This window comes from Streptomyces sp. MBT53 (genome assembly GCF_016654115.1).
In the GTDB taxonomy this organism is placed as follows: domain Bacteria; phylum Actinomycetota; class Actinomycetes; order Streptomycetales; family Streptomycetaceae; genus Streptomyces.
Window position 1 is genome coordinate 1 of sequence record NZ_JAEQAZ010000090.1, and the last position, 14,823, is coordinate 14,823.

Annotated in this window: 13 protein-coding genes; 2 read left to right on the forward strand and 11 right to left on the reverse strand. The window is 69.5% G+C overall.

What is annotated here, in order from left to right; genetic code table 11:
• Nucleotides 1-119: 119 nt before the first annotated feature.
• Nucleotides 120-1,382: a histidine--tRNA ligase gene (gene hisS, locus JHN45_RS28815; RefSeq protein WP_201051402.1), complete on the reverse strand. Its 1,263-nt coding sequence runs from the start codon at nt 1,380-1,382 to the stop codon at nt 120-122.
• 11 nt (nt 1,383-1,393) lie between these two features.
• Nucleotides 1,394-2,104, reverse strand: coding sequence for an MBL fold metallo-hydrolase (locus JHN45_RS28820; RefSeq protein WP_201051404.1), 711 nt, complete (start codon nt 2,102-2,104; stop codon nt 1,394-1,396).
• A 179-nt stretch (nt 2,105-2,283) separates the two neighbouring features.
• Here JHN45_RS28820 and JHN45_RS28825 point away from each other — a divergent pair, with 179 nt between their 5' ends.
• Together JHN45_RS28825 and JHN45_RS28830 are read left to right on the forward strand one after the other, a co-directional pair.
• Nucleotides 2,284-3,105, forward strand: a complete 822-nt coding sequence (locus JHN45_RS28825; RefSeq protein WP_200715702.1) for a peptidylprolyl isomerase — start codon at nt 2,284-2,286, stop codon at nt 3,103-3,105.
• Nucleotides 3,106-3,240: 135 nt separating this feature from the next.
• Nucleotides 3,241-4,470, forward strand: coding sequence for a DUF349 domain-containing protein (locus JHN45_RS28830; RefSeq protein ID WP_200715701.1), 1,230 nt, complete (start codon nt 3,241-3,243; stop codon nt 4,468-4,470).
• 81 nt (nt 4,471-4,551) lie between these two features.
• Here JHN45_RS28830 and JHN45_RS28835 read toward each other — a convergent pair whose 3' ends face one another.
• The 9 genes from JHN45_RS28835 to JHN45_RS28875 all read right to left on the reverse strand — a co-directional run bounded on the left by JHN45_RS28835 (nt 4,552) and on the right by JHN45_RS28875 (nt 14,808).
• A complete protein-coding gene (locus JHN45_RS28835) occupies nt 4,552-7,092 on the reverse strand; it encodes a bifunctional (p)ppGpp synthetase/guanosine-3',5'-bis(diphosphate) 3'-pyrophosphohydrolase (protein WP_201051406.1) in 2,541 nt (846 codons plus the stop codon).
• A gap of 336 nt (nt 7,093-7,428) precedes the next feature.
• On the reverse strand, nt 7,429-7,968 hold the full coding sequence (locus tag JHN45_RS28840) for an adenine phosphoribosyltransferase (RefSeq protein ID WP_200715699.1): 540 nt from the start codon (nt 7,966-7,968) through the stop codon (nt 7,429-7,431).
• Nucleotides 7,965-9,083, reverse strand: coding sequence for a protein translocase subunit SecF (secF, locus tag JHN45_RS28845; RefSeq protein WP_200715698.1), 1,119 nt, complete (start codon nt 9,081-9,083; stop codon nt 7,965-7,967). Before secF ends, JHN45_RS28840 begins: the two co-directional genes overlap by 4 nt.
• A gap of 1 nt (nt 9,084) precedes the next feature.
• The gene (secD, locus tag JHN45_RS28850) at nt 9,085-10,872 is read right to left on the reverse strand and encodes a protein translocase subunit SecD (protein ID WP_201051408.1); all 1,788 of its coding nucleotides are present in this window, start codon (nt 10,870-10,872) and stop codon (nt 9,085-9,087) included.
• A gap of 142 nt (nt 10,873-11,014) precedes the next feature.
• Nucleotides 11,015-11,521: a preprotein translocase subunit YajC gene (gene yajC / locus JHN45_RS28855; RefSeq protein WP_200715696.1), complete on the reverse strand. Its 507-nt coding sequence runs from the start codon at nt 11,519-11,521 to the stop codon at nt 11,015-11,017.
• Between the two features lie 165 nt (nt 11,522-11,686).
• Entirely contained in the window at nt 11,687-12,757 is a 1,071-nt protein-coding gene (ruvB, locus tag JHN45_RS28860; RefSeq protein WP_093624529.1) for a Holliday junction branch migration DNA helicase RuvB, read from the reverse strand.
• Between the two features lie 9 nt (nt 12,758-12,766).
• On the reverse strand, nt 12,767-13,375 hold the full coding sequence (ruvA, locus tag JHN45_RS28865) for a Holliday junction branch migration protein RuvA (protein WP_200686517.1): 609 nt from the start codon (nt 13,373-13,375) through the stop codon (nt 12,767-12,769).
• A complete protein-coding gene (ruvC, locus tag JHN45_RS28870; protein WP_200711354.1) occupies nt 13,372-13,947 on the reverse strand; it encodes a crossover junction endodeoxyribonuclease RuvC in 576 nt (191 codons plus the stop codon). Before ruvC ends, ruvA begins: the two co-directional genes overlap by 4 nt.
• A gap of 108 nt (nt 13,948-14,055) precedes the next feature.
• A complete protein-coding gene (locus JHN45_RS28875; RefSeq protein WP_200711355.1) occupies nt 14,056-14,808 on the reverse strand; it encodes a YebC/PmpR family DNA-binding transcriptional regulator in 753 nt (250 codons plus the stop codon).
• Nucleotides 14,809-14,823 lie beyond the last annotated feature (15 nt).

Genomic DNA, 14,823 nt, shown 5'->3' on the forward strand with positions numbered 1-14,823 from the left:
CGTCCTCAAACGCCGGACGGGCTGAAAGTCAGCCCGTCCGGCGTTTGAGGAGCGGGGTCTGGGGCGGAGCCCCAGAAGGATGGGACGGGTAGGGGCGGCGGGGGCGAAGAAACCGCCCCTCAGCCGAGCTTCGACTCCAGCTCCGCCACGATCTCGTTCACGGGGACCGCCGACTGCTCGCCGGACTCCATGTCCTTCAACTGCACGACCCCCTCGGCGAGATCCCGCTCCCCGGCGACGATCGTGTAGCGGGCCCCACTCCGGTTGGCGCTCTTCATCGCGCCCTTGAGCCCCTTGGCGCCGAAGGAGAAGTCGGCCGCGATGCCCAGCTTGCGCAGCTCCGTCACCTTGGCGAAGAGCACCCGGCGGGCCTCCTCGCCCAGCGGGACCGCGAACACGCTGGTGGACGCGGGGAGTTGGAGTTCGACACCCTCCGCCTCCAGAGCCAGGACCGTACGGTCGACGCCCAACGCCCAGCCCACGGAGGGCAGCGCGGGGCCGCCGATCATCTCGGAGAGGCCGTCGTAGCGACCACCGCCGCCCACCGCGGACTGGGAACCCAGACCGTCGTGGACGAACTCGAAGGTGGTGCGGGTGTAGTAGTCGAGGCCGCGGACCAGCTTCGGGTCGTCCTCAAAACCCACGCCCGCCGCCGTGATGAGTTCGCGGACCTCCTCGTGGTACGCCTTGCACGCGTCGCACAGGTAGTCGCGGAGCAGCGGCGCGTCCGTCAACTGCTTCTGGACGTCAGGGCGTTTGTCGTCGAGGACGCGGAGCGGGTTGATGTCCGCGCGGCGCAGGGTCTCCTCGTCGAGGTCCAGGCCCCGGAGGAAGGTCTGGAGTGCCTCCCGGTAGACCGGGCGGCACTCCTTGTCGCCGAGGCTGTTGAGGAGGATGCGGAAGTTCCGCAGGCCCAGGGAGCGGTACGCCTGGTCCGCGAGGATGATCAACTCTGCGTCCAGCGCCGGGTCTTCCGCACCGATCGCCTCGGCGCCGACCTGGGAGAAGTGGCGGTAACGGCCCTTCTGGGGGCGCTCGTAACGGTAGTAGGAGCCCGAGTACCAGAGCTTGACCGGGAGGTTGCCCAGCTTGTGCAGGTTGGCCTCGAGTGCCGCGCGCAGTACGGAGGCCGTGCCCTCGGGGCGCAGGGCGAGCTGGTCGCCGCCCTTGGTCTCGAAGGCGTACATCTCCTTGGTCACGATGTCGGTGGACTCACCGACACCGCGCGCGAACAGCTCGACGTTCTCGAAGCCGGGCGTCTCGATGTAGCCGTAGCCGGAGTTGCGCAGCGGAGCGGCGATGGCCTCGCGCACGGCGAGGTACTTGGCCGACTCCGGCGGAATCAGGTCGTACGTGCCCTTGGGGGCCTGAAAGGTGCTCACGGAAGTTCTCGTCACATTCCTCGTCGGGGAGCCTTGACGTGGGCTCCCTGGCCGGAGGCCACCTCCCGCAGATACGGGTTCGTGGCGCGCTCCTGGCCGATGGTCGTCTGGGGGCCGTGGCCGGACAGCACCACGGTCGAGTCGTCGAGCGGCAGGCACACACGGGCCAGCGAGTCGAGGATCTCGGCGTGGGAGCCGCCGGGCAGGTCGGTGCGTCCGATGGAGCCGGCGAAGAGCAGATCCCCGGAGAAGAACACGGAGGGGATCTCCGTGTTCTCGGGCATCCGGAACGTCACCGACCCCTTCGTATGGCCCGGCGCGTGCGCGACCGAGAACTCCAGTCCCGCCAGCTCCAGTCGCGCACCGTCGGTCAGCTCCTTGACCTCGTCGGGCTCCCCCACGGTCAGCTCGCCCATCAGCGGCATCCCGATCGAGCGGCCGAGCGCCTTCTCGGGGTCGCTCATCATGTAGCGGTCCTCGGGGTGGATCCAGGCCGGCACGTCGTGCGCGCCGCACACCGGGACGACCGAGGCCACATGGTCGATGTGGCCATGGGTGAGGACGACCGCGACGGGCTTGAGCCGATGCTTCCTGAGCGCTTCCTCGACTCCCTCGGTGGCCAGATGGCCCGGGTCGATGATCACGCACTCCTCACCGGCGGCGGGGGCGACGAGATAACAGTTCGTCCCCCAGGCCCCGGCGGGGAACCCGGCAATGAGCACGATCGTCCTTCGTTGTGTCGATACGGGTGGGGATAAGGATCCCTGCGTCAGTGGTCAGAGCCTACCGGCGCTGCCGAATCCTCAGCGAACCCATATACGGTACGGGGCACACGCAGGCGGTCGGCTCACAAGACGCACGCGTCCCAGTCGACGTACGAGACGCATGAGGAGAGAATCCGGTGGTCACCCAGGAACAGCGGAAGCGGCAGCTCGCGCGGGAGAAGTTCTTGCGGCAGCAGCAGCGGCGCACGGCCGCTCGGCGCAAGGCGCGGGCGCGCAACTCGGTGATCGCGTCGGTGCTCGGCGTGATCGTGATCGGCAGTGTGCTGCTGTACACGACCGGGGTCATGAAGGACGACAAGAAGTCCAACGCGAGCGCGGACGTGACGCCCAGCGCCTCGGCGACGGCGAGCAAGGCGCCGGACCCGTGCGCGAAGCCGGCCGCGGGCAAGATCAAGACGGAGACGTGGAAGAAGGAGCCGACGATGACGATCGACACGTCGGCCAAGTACACGATGACGCTGGCGACGACCTGCGGCGACATCGACATCGCGCTGAAGACGAAGGCCGCGCCGCACACGGTGAACTCGTTCGACTTCCTCGCGGGCAAGGGCTTCTTCGACCACACGAAGTGCCACCGGCTCACCACCAACGGCATCTACGTGCTGCAGTGCGGCGACCCGACGGGCGCCGGCAGCGGCGGTCCCGGCTACACGATCCCGGACGAGAACCTGAAGGACACCAGCCTCAAGGGCGGGTCGTACCCGGCGGGCACCGTGGCGATGGCCAACACCGGTCAGAAGCACACCGGCGGCAGCCAGTTCTTCCTCGTCTACAAGGCCAGTCCGCTCCCGGCGAGCTACACCCCGTTCGGTACCATCTCGGCCTCCGGGATGAAGGTTCTGAACAAGATCGCGGCGGCCGGTGAGAGCACGGGGCAGGGCGACGGCGCACCGAACGCGACCGTCGTGATCAACAAGGCGACCGTCACCAAATCCTGACCGTCAACAGCGAAACTTCGGTCGCGCGGGATGCGGACAGGCAACCCGCCGGTCGCCTATGTTGGCCGTGACGAAACTGTGGACGATGCCCGGGGGCACAGAGGCCCTGTGCAGGCATCATGTGGAGGAGGCGCTGTGAGCAGCGACCCGTGGGGACGCGTCGACGAGACGGGGACCGTGTACGTGCGTACGGCCGACGGCGAGCAGGTCGTCGGTTCCTGGCAGGCCGGCTCCCCTGACGAGGCGCTGGCTTACTTCGAACGCAAGTATGAGGGCCTGGTTGTCGAGATCGGCCTCCTCGAGAAGCGCGTGAAGACCACCGACCTGTCGGCGAAGGACGCGCAGGCCGCCGTCGACCATCTGCGCGAGCAGGTCGACGCCCACCACGCGGTCGGCGATCTCGCCGCGCTGCGGGTCCGGCTCGACAAGCTCGTCGAGACCGTCGAGGCACGCCGCGAGGAGCGCAAGCAGCAGCGCGCCAAGCAGTCCGACGAGGCCCGGCACTCCAAGGAGGCGCTGGTCGTCGAGGCTGAGGAACTGGCGCAGTCCGACCAGTGGCGGGCCGCCGGTGAGCGGCTGCGCGCCCTGGTGGACACCTGGAAGGGTCTGCCGCGCCTGGACCGCAAGTCGGACGACGAGCTGTGGCACCGCTTCTCGCACGCCCGGTCGGCCTTCTCCAAGCGCCGCAAGGCGCACTTCGCGTCGCTGGACGCGCAGCGCGAGGAGGCCCGCAAGACCAAGGAGAAGCTGGTCGCCGAGGCCGAGGGTCTGTCGGCCTCGACGGACTGGGGTCCCACGGCCGCCCGGTACCGCGAGCTGATGTCCGACTGGAAGGCGGCGGGCCGCGCCCAGCGCGAGCACGAGGACGATCTGTGGAACCGCTTCCGCGGCGCCCAGGACGTCTTCTTCGCCGCCCGCAGTTCGGTCTTCGCCGAGCGGGACGCCGAGCAGACGGAGAACCTGAAGCTCAAGGAGGAGCTCGCCGAGGAGGCCGAGAAGCTGCTGCCGATCGGCGACCTCAAGGCGGCCCGCGCGGCCTTCCGCTCGATCAACGAGCGCTGGGAGGCCATCGGCCATGTGCCGCGTGACTCCCGCCCGAAGGTCGAGGGCCGGATGCACACGGTCGAGCGGGCTCTTCAGGAGTCCGAGGAGACCGAGTGGCGCCGGACGAACCCGGAGGCACGCGCGCGTGCCGAGGGTCTGACAGGCCAGCTCCAGGCCGCGGTGGACAAGCTCAGGGGCCAGATCGAGCAGGCACGGACCCAGGGCAACAACTCCCGCGCCGACAAGCTGGAGCGCGAGTTGGAGGGCCGCCAGGCCCTGCTGGACCAGGCGCTGAAGGGCCTCCAGGAGTTCGGCGGCTGACAGACACGTCGTAGGCACGCGTCGCAGGCATGGAGAAGGGGCTCCCGTACATCGCGTACGGGAGCCCCTTCTGCGTCCGTTCTACGACTTGTTGCGCGCCGACGTCACGCGGTAGACGTCGTAGACGCCCTCCACTCCCCTGACCGCCTTCAGGACGTGGCCCAGGTGCTTGGGGTCGCCCATCTCGAAGGTGAAGCGGGAGGTGGCGACACGGTCGCGGGAGGTCTGGACGGCCGCGGAGAGGATGTTGACGTGCTGGTCGGACAGGACCCGGGTGACGTCCGAGAGGAGCCGGGAGCGGTCCAGTGCCTCCACCTGGATGGCGACCAGGAAGACCGAGGACTGGGTGGGCGCCCACTCGACTTCCAAGATGCGCTCGGGTTCGCGGGACAGTGACTCCACGTTGACGCAGTCGCTGCGGTGAACCGATACGCCGCTACCCCGGGTGACGAAACCGATGATGGGGTCGCCGGGGACGGGTGTACAACAGCGGGCCAGTTTGACCCACACGTCGTCGACGCCCTTGACGACGACACCGGGGTCGGCGTTCGTCCGGCGCTTGCGGCCCCGGCCGGTCGTCGGCGGGACGCTCTCGTCGATCTCCTCGGTGGCCGCCTCCTCGCCGCCGAGCGCCTGCACCAGCTTCTGTACGACGTTCTGCGCGGCGACATGGCCCTCGCCGATCGCCGCGTACAGCGAGGAGATGTCGGGGTAGCGCATCTCGTGCGCGAGCGTGACCAGGGAGTCGCCGGTCAGGATGCGCTGGATCGGCAGGTTCTGCTTGCGCATCGCGCGGGCGATGGCGTCCTTGCCCTGCTCGATCGCCTCGTCGCGGCGCTCCTTGGAGAACCAGGCTCTGATCTTGTTGCGGGCGCGCGGCGACTTGACGAAGCCGAGCCAGTCGCGGGAGGGGCCCGCGCCGGGTGCCTTGGAGGTGAAGACCTCGACCAAGTCGCCGTTGTCCAGGGTGGATTCGAGCGGTACGAGCCGCCCGTTGACCCGTGCTCCTATGGTCCGGTGGCCGACCTCGGTGTGCACCGCGTATGAGAAGTCCACCGGGGTGGCGCCCGCCGGCAGCGCTATCACGTCGCCCTTGGGCGTGAAGACGAAGACCTCGTTGCGGGACAGGTCGAAGCGCAGGGACTCCAGGAACTCGCCCGGGTCCTCGGTCTCCTTCTGCCAGTCGAGCAACTGGCGCAGCCACGCCATGTCGTTGAGGTGGTCGTCCTTGCCGGTGGTCCTCGGCTGGTCCGAGCGGACCTTGGAGGTGCCGGCGACGGCCTCCTGCTTGTACTTCCAGTGCGCGGCGATGCCGTACTCGGCACGGCGGTGCATGTCGAACGTACGGATCTGGAGCTCAACAGGCTTGCCGTTGGGACCAATTACGGTCGTGTGCAACGACTGGTACATGTTGAACTTGGGCATCGCGATGTAGTCCTTGAACCGGCCGGGGACCGGGTTCCATCGCGCGTGCACGGTGCCGAGGGCCGCGTAGCAGTCGCGGACGGTGTCCACGAGGACGCGGATGCCCACCAAGTCGTAGATCTCCGCGAAGTCGCGACCGCGGACGATCATCTTCTGGTAGACGCTGTAATAGTGCTTCGGGCGGCCGGTGACGGTGGCCTTGATGCGGGCGGCGCGCAGGTCGGTCTGGACCTCGTCGGTCACTATGGCCAGGTACTCGTCACGCTTCGGTGCCCGCTCGGCCACCAGCCGGACGATCTCGTCGTACATCTTGGGGTAGAGGATCGCGAAGGCGAGATCCTCCAGTTCCCACTTGATGGTGTTCATGCCCAGGCGGTGGGCGAGCGGCGCGTAGATCTCCAGGGTCTCGCGCGCCTTCTTCTCCTGCTTCTCGCGCTTGAGGTAGCGCATGGTGCGCATGTTGTGCAGGCGGTCGGCGAGCTTGATGACCAGGACGCGCGGGTCCTTGGCCATCGCGACGACCATCTTGCGCACGGTCTCGGCCTGCGCGGCCTCGCCGAACTTGACCTTGTCCAGCTTGGTGACGCCGTCGACGAGCAGGGCGACGGAGTCGCCGAAGTCGCGGCGGAGCTGGTCGAGGCCGTACTCGGTGTCCTCGACGGTGTCGTGCAGGAGACCCGCCATCAGCGTCGCCGGGTCCATGCCCAGCTCGGCGAGGATCGTGGTGACGGCGAGCGGGTGCGTGATGTACGGGTCGCCGCTCTTGCGCTTCTGGCCGCGGTGCCAGCGTTCGGCGACCTGGTAGGCGCTCTCGACCTGGCGGAGGGTGGCCGTCTCGATCTTCGGGTCGTTGCTGCGCACTATCCGCAGCAGGGGCTCCAGGACCGGGTTGTACGGGTTGGAACGCTGCACACCGAGGCGGGCCAGGCGGGCGCGGACGCGGTTGGAGGAGCCGCCGGAGCGCGCGGCGGGCTGACCGGAGGCGGGGCGGGGCGCGACGGCCGGGGCCGGGCGCTCGGGCTGGTCGGGCTTGGGGCGCGAGGGCTCGGCCGCCTTGTCGGCGGGCGCCGTCTGGGCGTGCTCCGCCGTCCCGCGCGGTTCGCTGTGCGCGGTCGTCGCGCTGGGCGCGGGCTCCGCCGCGGGGCCCGGGGTGGGCTCGGGCTTGGCGGCGGTCAGGGGCTGGGCCTCGTCTGCCAAGAGGACTCCTCGTGCGCGATCCGGGTCCCCCGGTCAGGCTCCGGAGTGCCCATGGTAGCGATCCCGGGCTCGGGGATCGCCTTCAGGCCGATGTGAGGGCCGTCTACCCGTGAAACGCGGGGGGCTGCCGCCGGCATTCCGGGAGGTGACGTGGGGGCGCCATGAAGGTGTCCGGCGGGGGTGGAGGGGCCATCAGGTACCTGGCCGACCGCGGCGCCGTCGTGGCTGGTCGCGCCCACGCGGCGGAGTCGCAGATCGACACAGCCCCGCGCCCCTTTGGGACGCGGAACGGCCGTCCCTGTGGCACAGGGACGGCCGTTGCGTCACGCGATCACGTCAGACTACGAGCAGTGCCTCCAGCGGTGCCCCGTCCAGGGCCGGCTCCAGGCGGGCGCGGCCCGCGAGGAAGCCGAGCTCCATCAGGACCGCGAGGCCGGCGACCTCGGCACCTGCCCGGCGGATCAGCTGGATGGAGGCCTCGGCCGTGCCGCCCGTGGCCAGGACGTCGTCCACGATGAGGATGCGGTCCTCGGCCGACAGATCCTCCGCGTGCACCTCGATCTCGGCGGAGCCGTACTCCAGGTCGTACGCCTGGCTGAGGGTCGCTCCGGGGAGCTTGCCCGCCTTGCGCACGGGGATGAAGCCGACGCCCGCGCGGACCGCCACCGGAGCCCCGAGGATGAAGCCGCGGGCCTCCAGGCCCACGACCTTCGTGGCGCCGGTGCGCTCGACGACCTCGGCGAGCGCGTCCGTGAGGGCCGTGAACGCGGCCGGGTCCGCCAGGAGCGGGGTGATGTCCTTGAACACCACCCCCGGCTCCGGGTAGTCGGCCACATCGCGGATACGGCTGAGCAGCAGCTCCTGGACGTCGGTCATCGGCGCTTCCCCGAGGGGCGGCCACGGCCGCGGTTGCGGGACGCCGGCTGCGCGCGCGGTCCTACGACGGCTGCCGCGTCCTCGTCGTCGAAGTCGTCGTCCGCGTGGTCGGTGACCTCGGGCTCGACCGGCTCGCCCTGCGCGGCGGCCTGGGCCCGCTTGGCGAGGACGCGCTTCTTGAGCGCCTTCATCTGCGGCTCGGCCTCCTTGAGGTCGGCGACGAGCGGCGTGGCGATGAAGATCGAGGAGTACGCACCGGCCGCGAGGCCGACGAACAGCGACAGCGAGATGTCGTTGAGGACACCCGCGCCGAGGAAACCGCCGCCGATGAACAGCAGGGCCCCGACCGGCAGCAGCGCGACGACCGTGGTGTTGATGGAACGCACCAGGGTGCCGTTGATGGAGCGGTTGGCGATGTCGCTGTAGGTCCAGCGGGTCTGCTTGGTGATGTCCTTGGTCTGCTCCTTGAGGCTGTCGAAGACGACGACCGTGTCGTAGAGCGAGTAACCGAGGATGGTCAGCAGACCGATCACCGTGCCGGGCGTGACCTCGAAGCCGACGAGGGCGTAGATGCCGATGGTGATGGTGATGTCGTGGATCAGGGCGACGAGCGCGGCCAGGGCCATGCGCCACTCGAAGGCGATCGCCAGGTAGATCACGACCAGCACCATGAAGATCGCCAGGCCCTCCCAGGCCTTGTTGGCGATCTGGTCACCCCAGCTGGGGCCGACCAGGTCCGCGGCGATGTCCTCGGAGCTGACGTTCAGGTCCTTCGACAGCTGCGCCTTGATGCTGTCGGACTTGTCGGTGTCGATGCCCGCGATCTGGATGCGCAGGCTGCCGTCACCGAGCTTCTGGACGACCGCGTCGTGGCCGGAGGCGTCCTCGGCGTACTTCTCCGCCTGGCTCACCGAGGCGGACATGTTCTTCGGCGTGGTGAAGGCGGCACCGCCCTGGAACTCGATGCCCATGTTCAGGCCGCGCACCGTCAGACCGAGGATGGCCGTGATGGTGATCAGGATCGAGATGCCGTACCAGATCTTGCGATTGCCGACGAAGTCGTACCCGACCTCGCCACGGTGCAGTCGGGCGCCGAGGTTGCCGAGCTTCGACATCTCACGCCTCCTTCGGGTCGACAGGGCCCGCGGCAGAACCTGCGGGGCGGCGGGTGCGGCGCAGGGGCGTCTTGGCGCCGAGTGCCTTCGGGTCCAGGCCGGAGAACTTGTGGCCGTTCGCGAAGAACTTCCGGCGGGCCAGGATCGTCATCAGCGGCTTGGTGAAGAGGAAGACCACGACGACGTCGAGCACGGTGGTCAGACCGAGCGTGAACGCGAAGCCCTGGACCTTGCCGACGGTGACGATGAACAGCACCGCGGCGGCGAGGAACGACACGAAGTCGGAGACCAGGATGGTGCGCCGGGCGCGCGGCCAGGCCCGCTCGACGGAGGGACGCAGCGAGCGGCCCTCGCGGATCTCGTCCCGGATGCGTTCGAAGAACACGATGAACGAGTCCGCGGTGATACCGATCGCGACGATCGCACCACAGACGGCCGGGAGGTTCAGCGCGAAGCCGATGCCCGGGCCGAGCAGCGCCATGATCACGTAGGTGAGGATCGCGGAGACCAGCAGCGAGGGGATCGCGATGACCGACAGACCGCGGTAGAAGATCAGCAGGTAGATGACGACCAGCGCGAGGCCGATCGCGCCCGCGATCAGACCGGCGTGCAGCTGCTCACCGCCGAGCGCCGCGGTCACCGTGGTGACGCTGTCCGTCTTGAAGGTCAGCGGCAGGGCGCCGTACGACAGCATGTTGGCGAGGCTCTGGGCCTCTTCCTGGGTGAAGCTGCCGGAGATCTCGGCGCTGCCGCCGGTGATCGACGAGGCGACGGAGGGGCTGGAGACGACCTGGCCGTCGAGGACGATGCCGAACTCGTTCTGCGGGGCGGTGTTCTTCGCCAGCTCACCGGTGACGCTGGCGAACTTGTCGCCGCCCTTGCCGGTGAAGTCCATGGTGACCTGCCAGCCGGCGGCGGTCGTTGTGTTGTAGACGGCCGAGGCCTTCTTGACGTCCGTGCCGTCGACGGCGGCGGGACCGAGCAGGTACTTGTACCAGATGCCGGAGACCTTGCCGCAGGCCACGGCCGCGTCGGTGGCCTTGGCGCCCTGGCCCGCGGTGGTCTGGACCGACTTCTTGGAGCAGTCCAGCACGGTGTACTGGGCCTCCAGCTTGGCGGCCGCCGCGCTGGCGGCGCTGCTGCTGGACGCCGACGGGCTGGCGCTGGCCGAGGCGGAGGCCGAGGCACTCGCGCTCGCGGACGGGGTGGAGTCGGCCTTCAGGGCGTCACTGGCGGCACGTCCCTGCGAGGTGGCGGAGGCCGACGGGGTCGCGGAGCCGGTCTTGGACGAGGAGGCCGTCGTCTTGGGGCTGGCCGAGCTCGACGGGCTGCTGGAAGCACTGCCGGTGGCGCTCGGGGACGGGGTCGCCGCGGCGCCGACCGACGCCTCCGTGGCCAGGACCGGGCGGAAGTACAGCTTGGCCGTGGTGCCGACCTGCTGGCGCGCCTGCTCCGAGTTCGTGCCCTTGGGGATGTTGACGATGATGTTCCTGGTGCCCTGCGTCTGGACCTCGGCCTCCGAGACACCAAGACCATTGACACGGCGGTTCATGATGTCGACCGCGGTGTCCATGTTGGCCTTGTTGATCGCGGACTCCTGGCCCTTCTCCGGGACGGCCCGGAGGGTGATGCTCGTACCGCCGGCCAGGTCGATGCCGAGACGCGGAGTGGTGTGCCCGGATGCGAACATGCCACCGGTGAGCGCCACGATGGCGATCAGGATGAGGGCCAGCGAGCGCCCTGGCTTGCTCTGGGCGCTCGCGTTACGGCCCCTCTTAGGTGCTGCCACCTTCTCGTACTCCCTCTCGGGCCGCTCCGCGCCGGGTCAGCGCGCCTGCGGCCATGACATGGTGTCGGGATCCCGTGCGAGCGACGCACGTGCCCGGGGTGCGCGGGGCGCGAGCGGATCGCGCCGCGCTCCCGGGACGTGACTACTTCGCTTCGGAGTCGCCGTCGGTCTTCTTCGGCTCTTCGTCCGTCTTGGCCTCTGCGGCCTCGGCCGGCTCCTCGGTGGCGTCGGCCGGCTCGTCGGCCGCGTCCTTCTTGCCGAGGTCGATGGGCTTGTCGTCGGAAGAGTCGGCGGCGGGCTCGTCGGTCTCGGTGAGGGAGGAAGCGTCGTCCGGGACTACGTCGGCGTCGTCCTTCAGGTCGTGCTCGATGCCGTGGACAATGCGGTTGTACTCGTCGTCGGTGAGGACGGCGCCGATCGCGTTCTTCGCGAAGAGGAGCTCGACACCGGGGCCGGCGTCGAGGAGAACCGTCTCCTCGTTGACCTCCTTGACCGTCGCGTACACGCCCCCGATCGTGCGGACGCCGGTGCCGGGCTGCATGTCATTACGCATCGACGCGGCCGCCTGCTGCTTGCGCTTGGCAGAGCGGGTCATCAGGAACATGGCCCCGATGAGCACGATGAACGGGAGGAGGGTCACGATATTCACGGGACGGAATTTCCTTCGCACGACCGCGGCGGTGAGCGGCCTGGTGGATGGGGGTGGTCGGCGCCGCCCACAAAGGCGGCATCGGCGGAGTCTAAGCGAGTCCACGCTGATGGAACAACGCACAGCATGGCACCGGGGTTCCTGACCCGGCCAGTGCCCCCGCCGTCACGCCCCGAACAGGTCCCCTTGTCCGTTTCCCCCGGTTGACGAGCGGGGTGGGGTGAGGCCGAGATGGGCCCACGCGGCGGGGGTGGCGACGCGTCCGCGCGGGGTGCGGGCCAGCAGACCCTCGCGGACGAGGAAGGGTTCGGCGACCTCTTCGACGGTCTCGCGCTCCTCCCCCACGGCGACCGCGAGCGTGGAGAGGCCCACCGGTCCGCCGCCGAACAGCTTGAGCAGGGCCTCCAGGACACCGCGGTCGAGCCGGTCGAGACCGCGGCCGTCGACCTCGTACACCTTGAGGGCCGCGCCGGCGATGTCCCGGGTGATGAAGCCGTCGGCCTTGACCTGCGCGTAGTCCCGGACGCGGCGCAGCAGCCGGTTGGCGATACGGGGGGTACCGCGTGAGCGGCCGGCGATCTCGGCGGCGCCGGCGGGGTCGATCTCCACGTCGAGGAGGTTGGCCGAGCGGTGGATGACGCGCTCCAGCTCGGCGGGTTCGTAGAACTCCATGTGCGCGGTGAAGCCGAAGCGGTCGCGCAGCGGGGGCGGCAGCAGTCCCGCGCGCGTGGTGGCACCGACCAGGGTGAACGGCGGGAGTTCGAGCGGGATCGCGGTGGCGCCGGGGCCCTTGCCGACGATGACGTCGACGCGGAAGTCCTCCATCGCCATGTAGAGCATCTCTTCGGCGGGCCGCGACATGCGGTGGATCTCGTCGAGGAAGAGCACCTCGCCCTCCTGGAGGGAGGAGAGGATCGCGGCGAGGTCGCCGGCGTGCTGGATGGCGGGGCCGCTGGTGATGCGGATGGGGGCGCCCATCTCGGCCGCGATGATCATCGAGAGGGTGGTCTTGCCGAGGCCGGGGGCGCCGGAGAGCAGCACGTGGTCGGCGGTGGCGCCACGCGCGCGTGCGGCGCGCAGCACCAGGTCGAGCTGTTCGCGGACCTTCTCCTGGCCGATGAACTCGCCCAGGTCCTTGGGGCGCAGGGCGGCCTCGACGGCCTGGTCCTCGCGGTCGGCGACCGAGCCCACCAGCCGCTCGGCGGCGGTCTCGTCGGTCGTGTCGTCCCAGTTCACTGACGTCTCCTAGCGGGCGCGGTTCAGGGTCTGCAGGGCGGCCTTGAGCAACTGCCCCACCTGCGGCGCCCCTTCGGCGGCCTCGGCCTGCGGTGCCACGGCGGCCACGGCCTCGTCTGCCTCGCGGGTGGCGTACCCGAGGCCGATGAGGGCCGCGTGCAGCTGGTCGCGCCAGCCGCTGGTGACCGGGGCGCCGATCGCCGGACCGGTGCCCACGGGTGCGCCGAGCCGGTCCTTGAACTCCAGGAGCAGCTTCTGCGCGCCCTTCTTGCCGATGCCGGGCACGGCCATCAGCGCCTTCTCGTCACCGGAGGCGACGGCCCGGCGCAGGGCGTCCGGGGTGTGCACGGCGAGCATGGCCTGCGCGAGCCGGGGGCCGACACCGGTCGCGGTCTGCAGCAGCTCGAAGATCTGGCGCTCGTCGTCGTCCACGAAGCCGTACAGGGTGAGCGAGTCCTCACGGACGACGAGGGAGGTGGCGAGCTTGGCGGGCTTGCCGAGGCGGAGCGTGGAGAGCGTGTTCGGCGTGCACTGGATCGCCATACCGACACCGCCGACCTCGACCACCGCGGCGTCGGGAGCGAGTGCGGCGACCGTGCCACTGACGAAGGCGATCATGCGGTACGGCCTTTCGATGCGTTCGGAGTCCTGGCTGCGTGCAGGGCGACTGCCTGCTGAAGTCGGTTCTGCGCGACCGCCTGTTGGAGGCGGTGCTGCGCGGGGGCCCGCCAGATGTGGCAGATCGCGAGGGCGAGGGCGTCGGCCGCGTCGGCGGGCTTGGGGGGCGCGTCGAGCCGCAGCAGCCGGGTCACCATGGCGCCGACCTGCGCCTTGTCGGCGCGTCCGCTGCCGGTGACGGCGGCCTTGACCTCGCTCGGGGTGTGCAGGGCGACGGGGATTCCGCGGCGGGCGGCGCACAGCATGGCCACGGCGCTGGCCTGGGCGGTGCCCATCACCGTGCGGACGTTGTGCTGGCTGAACACCCGCTCCACGGCGACGAATTCGGGTCGGTGCTCGTCGAGCCACGCTTCGATGCCCTGCTCGATGGCGACCAGCCGCAGCCCCAACTCGGCGTCCGCCGGGGTCCGTACGACACCGACGCCGATCATCGTGAGCGGCCGGCCCGCGACGCCTTCGACGACGCCGACACCACAGCGCGTCAGTCCGGGGTCGACACCCAGTACCCGCACACCAACCCCCCTCGTTCGATCGCCTGTTTGTGCAGGCTATCGGGTGTCACTGACAAAGCGACGGGCCGACGGGGTGTGTCCCGTCGGCCCGTTCGGCTTGTCGGCGGCTCAGGCGTCGACCTTCTCCATGACCTCGTCGCTGACGTCGAAGTTGGCGAAGACGTTCTGCACGTCGTCGCTGTCCTCCAGGGCGTCGATCAGCTTGAAGATCTTGCGGGCGCCGTCCTCGTCGAGCTCGACCTGCATGGTCGGGACGAAGTTGGCGTCGGCGGAGTCGTAGTCGATGCCGGCTTCCTGGAGCGCGGTGCGGACCGCGACCAGGTCGGTGGCTTCGGAGATGACCTCGAAGGACTCGCCGAGGTCGTTGACCTCTTCGGCGCCCGCGTCGAGCACGGCACCCAGGACGTCGTCCTCGGACAGCTCGCCCTTGGGGACGACGACGACGCCCTTGCGGTTGAAGAGGTACGAGACGGAGCCGGGGTCGGCCATGTTCCCGCCGTTGCGGGTCATGGCGACGCGGACGTCCGAGGCGGCGCGGTTGCGGTTGTCGGTGAGGCACTCGATGAGCACCGCGACACCGTTGGGGCCGTAACCCTCGTACATGATCGTCTCGTAGTCGGCGCCACCGGCTTCGAGACCGGCGCCGCGCTTGACGGCGGAGTCGATGTTCTTGTTCGGGACCGAGCTCTTCTTGGCCTTCTGGATGGCGTCGAAGAGCGTCGGGTTGCCGGACACATCGGCACCACCGGTACGGGCCGCGACCTCGATGTTCTTGATCATCTTCGCGAAGAGCTTGCCGCGCTTGGCGTCGATCACGGCCTTCTTGTGCTTCGTCGTAGCCCATTTAGAGTGGCCGGACATCTGCCTGTCTCCTTC

Coding starts and splice junctions, on each gene's coding strand:
- JHN45_RS28840 (WP_200715699.1), bottom strand. CDS start 7,968: ATGACCGACGTCCAGGAGCTGCTGCTCAGCCGTATCCGCGATGTGGCC.
- secF (WP_200715698.1), bottom strand. CDS start 9,083: ATGTCGAAGCTCGGCAACCTCGGCGCCCGACTGCACCGTGGCGAGGTC.
- ruvA (WP_200686517.1), bottom strand. CDS start 13,375: ATGATCGCCTTCGTCAGTGGCACGGTCGCCGCACTCGCTCCCGACGCC.
- JHN45_RS28875 (WP_200711355.1), bottom strand. CDS start 14,808: ATGTCCGGCCACTCTAAATGGGCTACGACGAAGCACAAGAAGGCCGTG.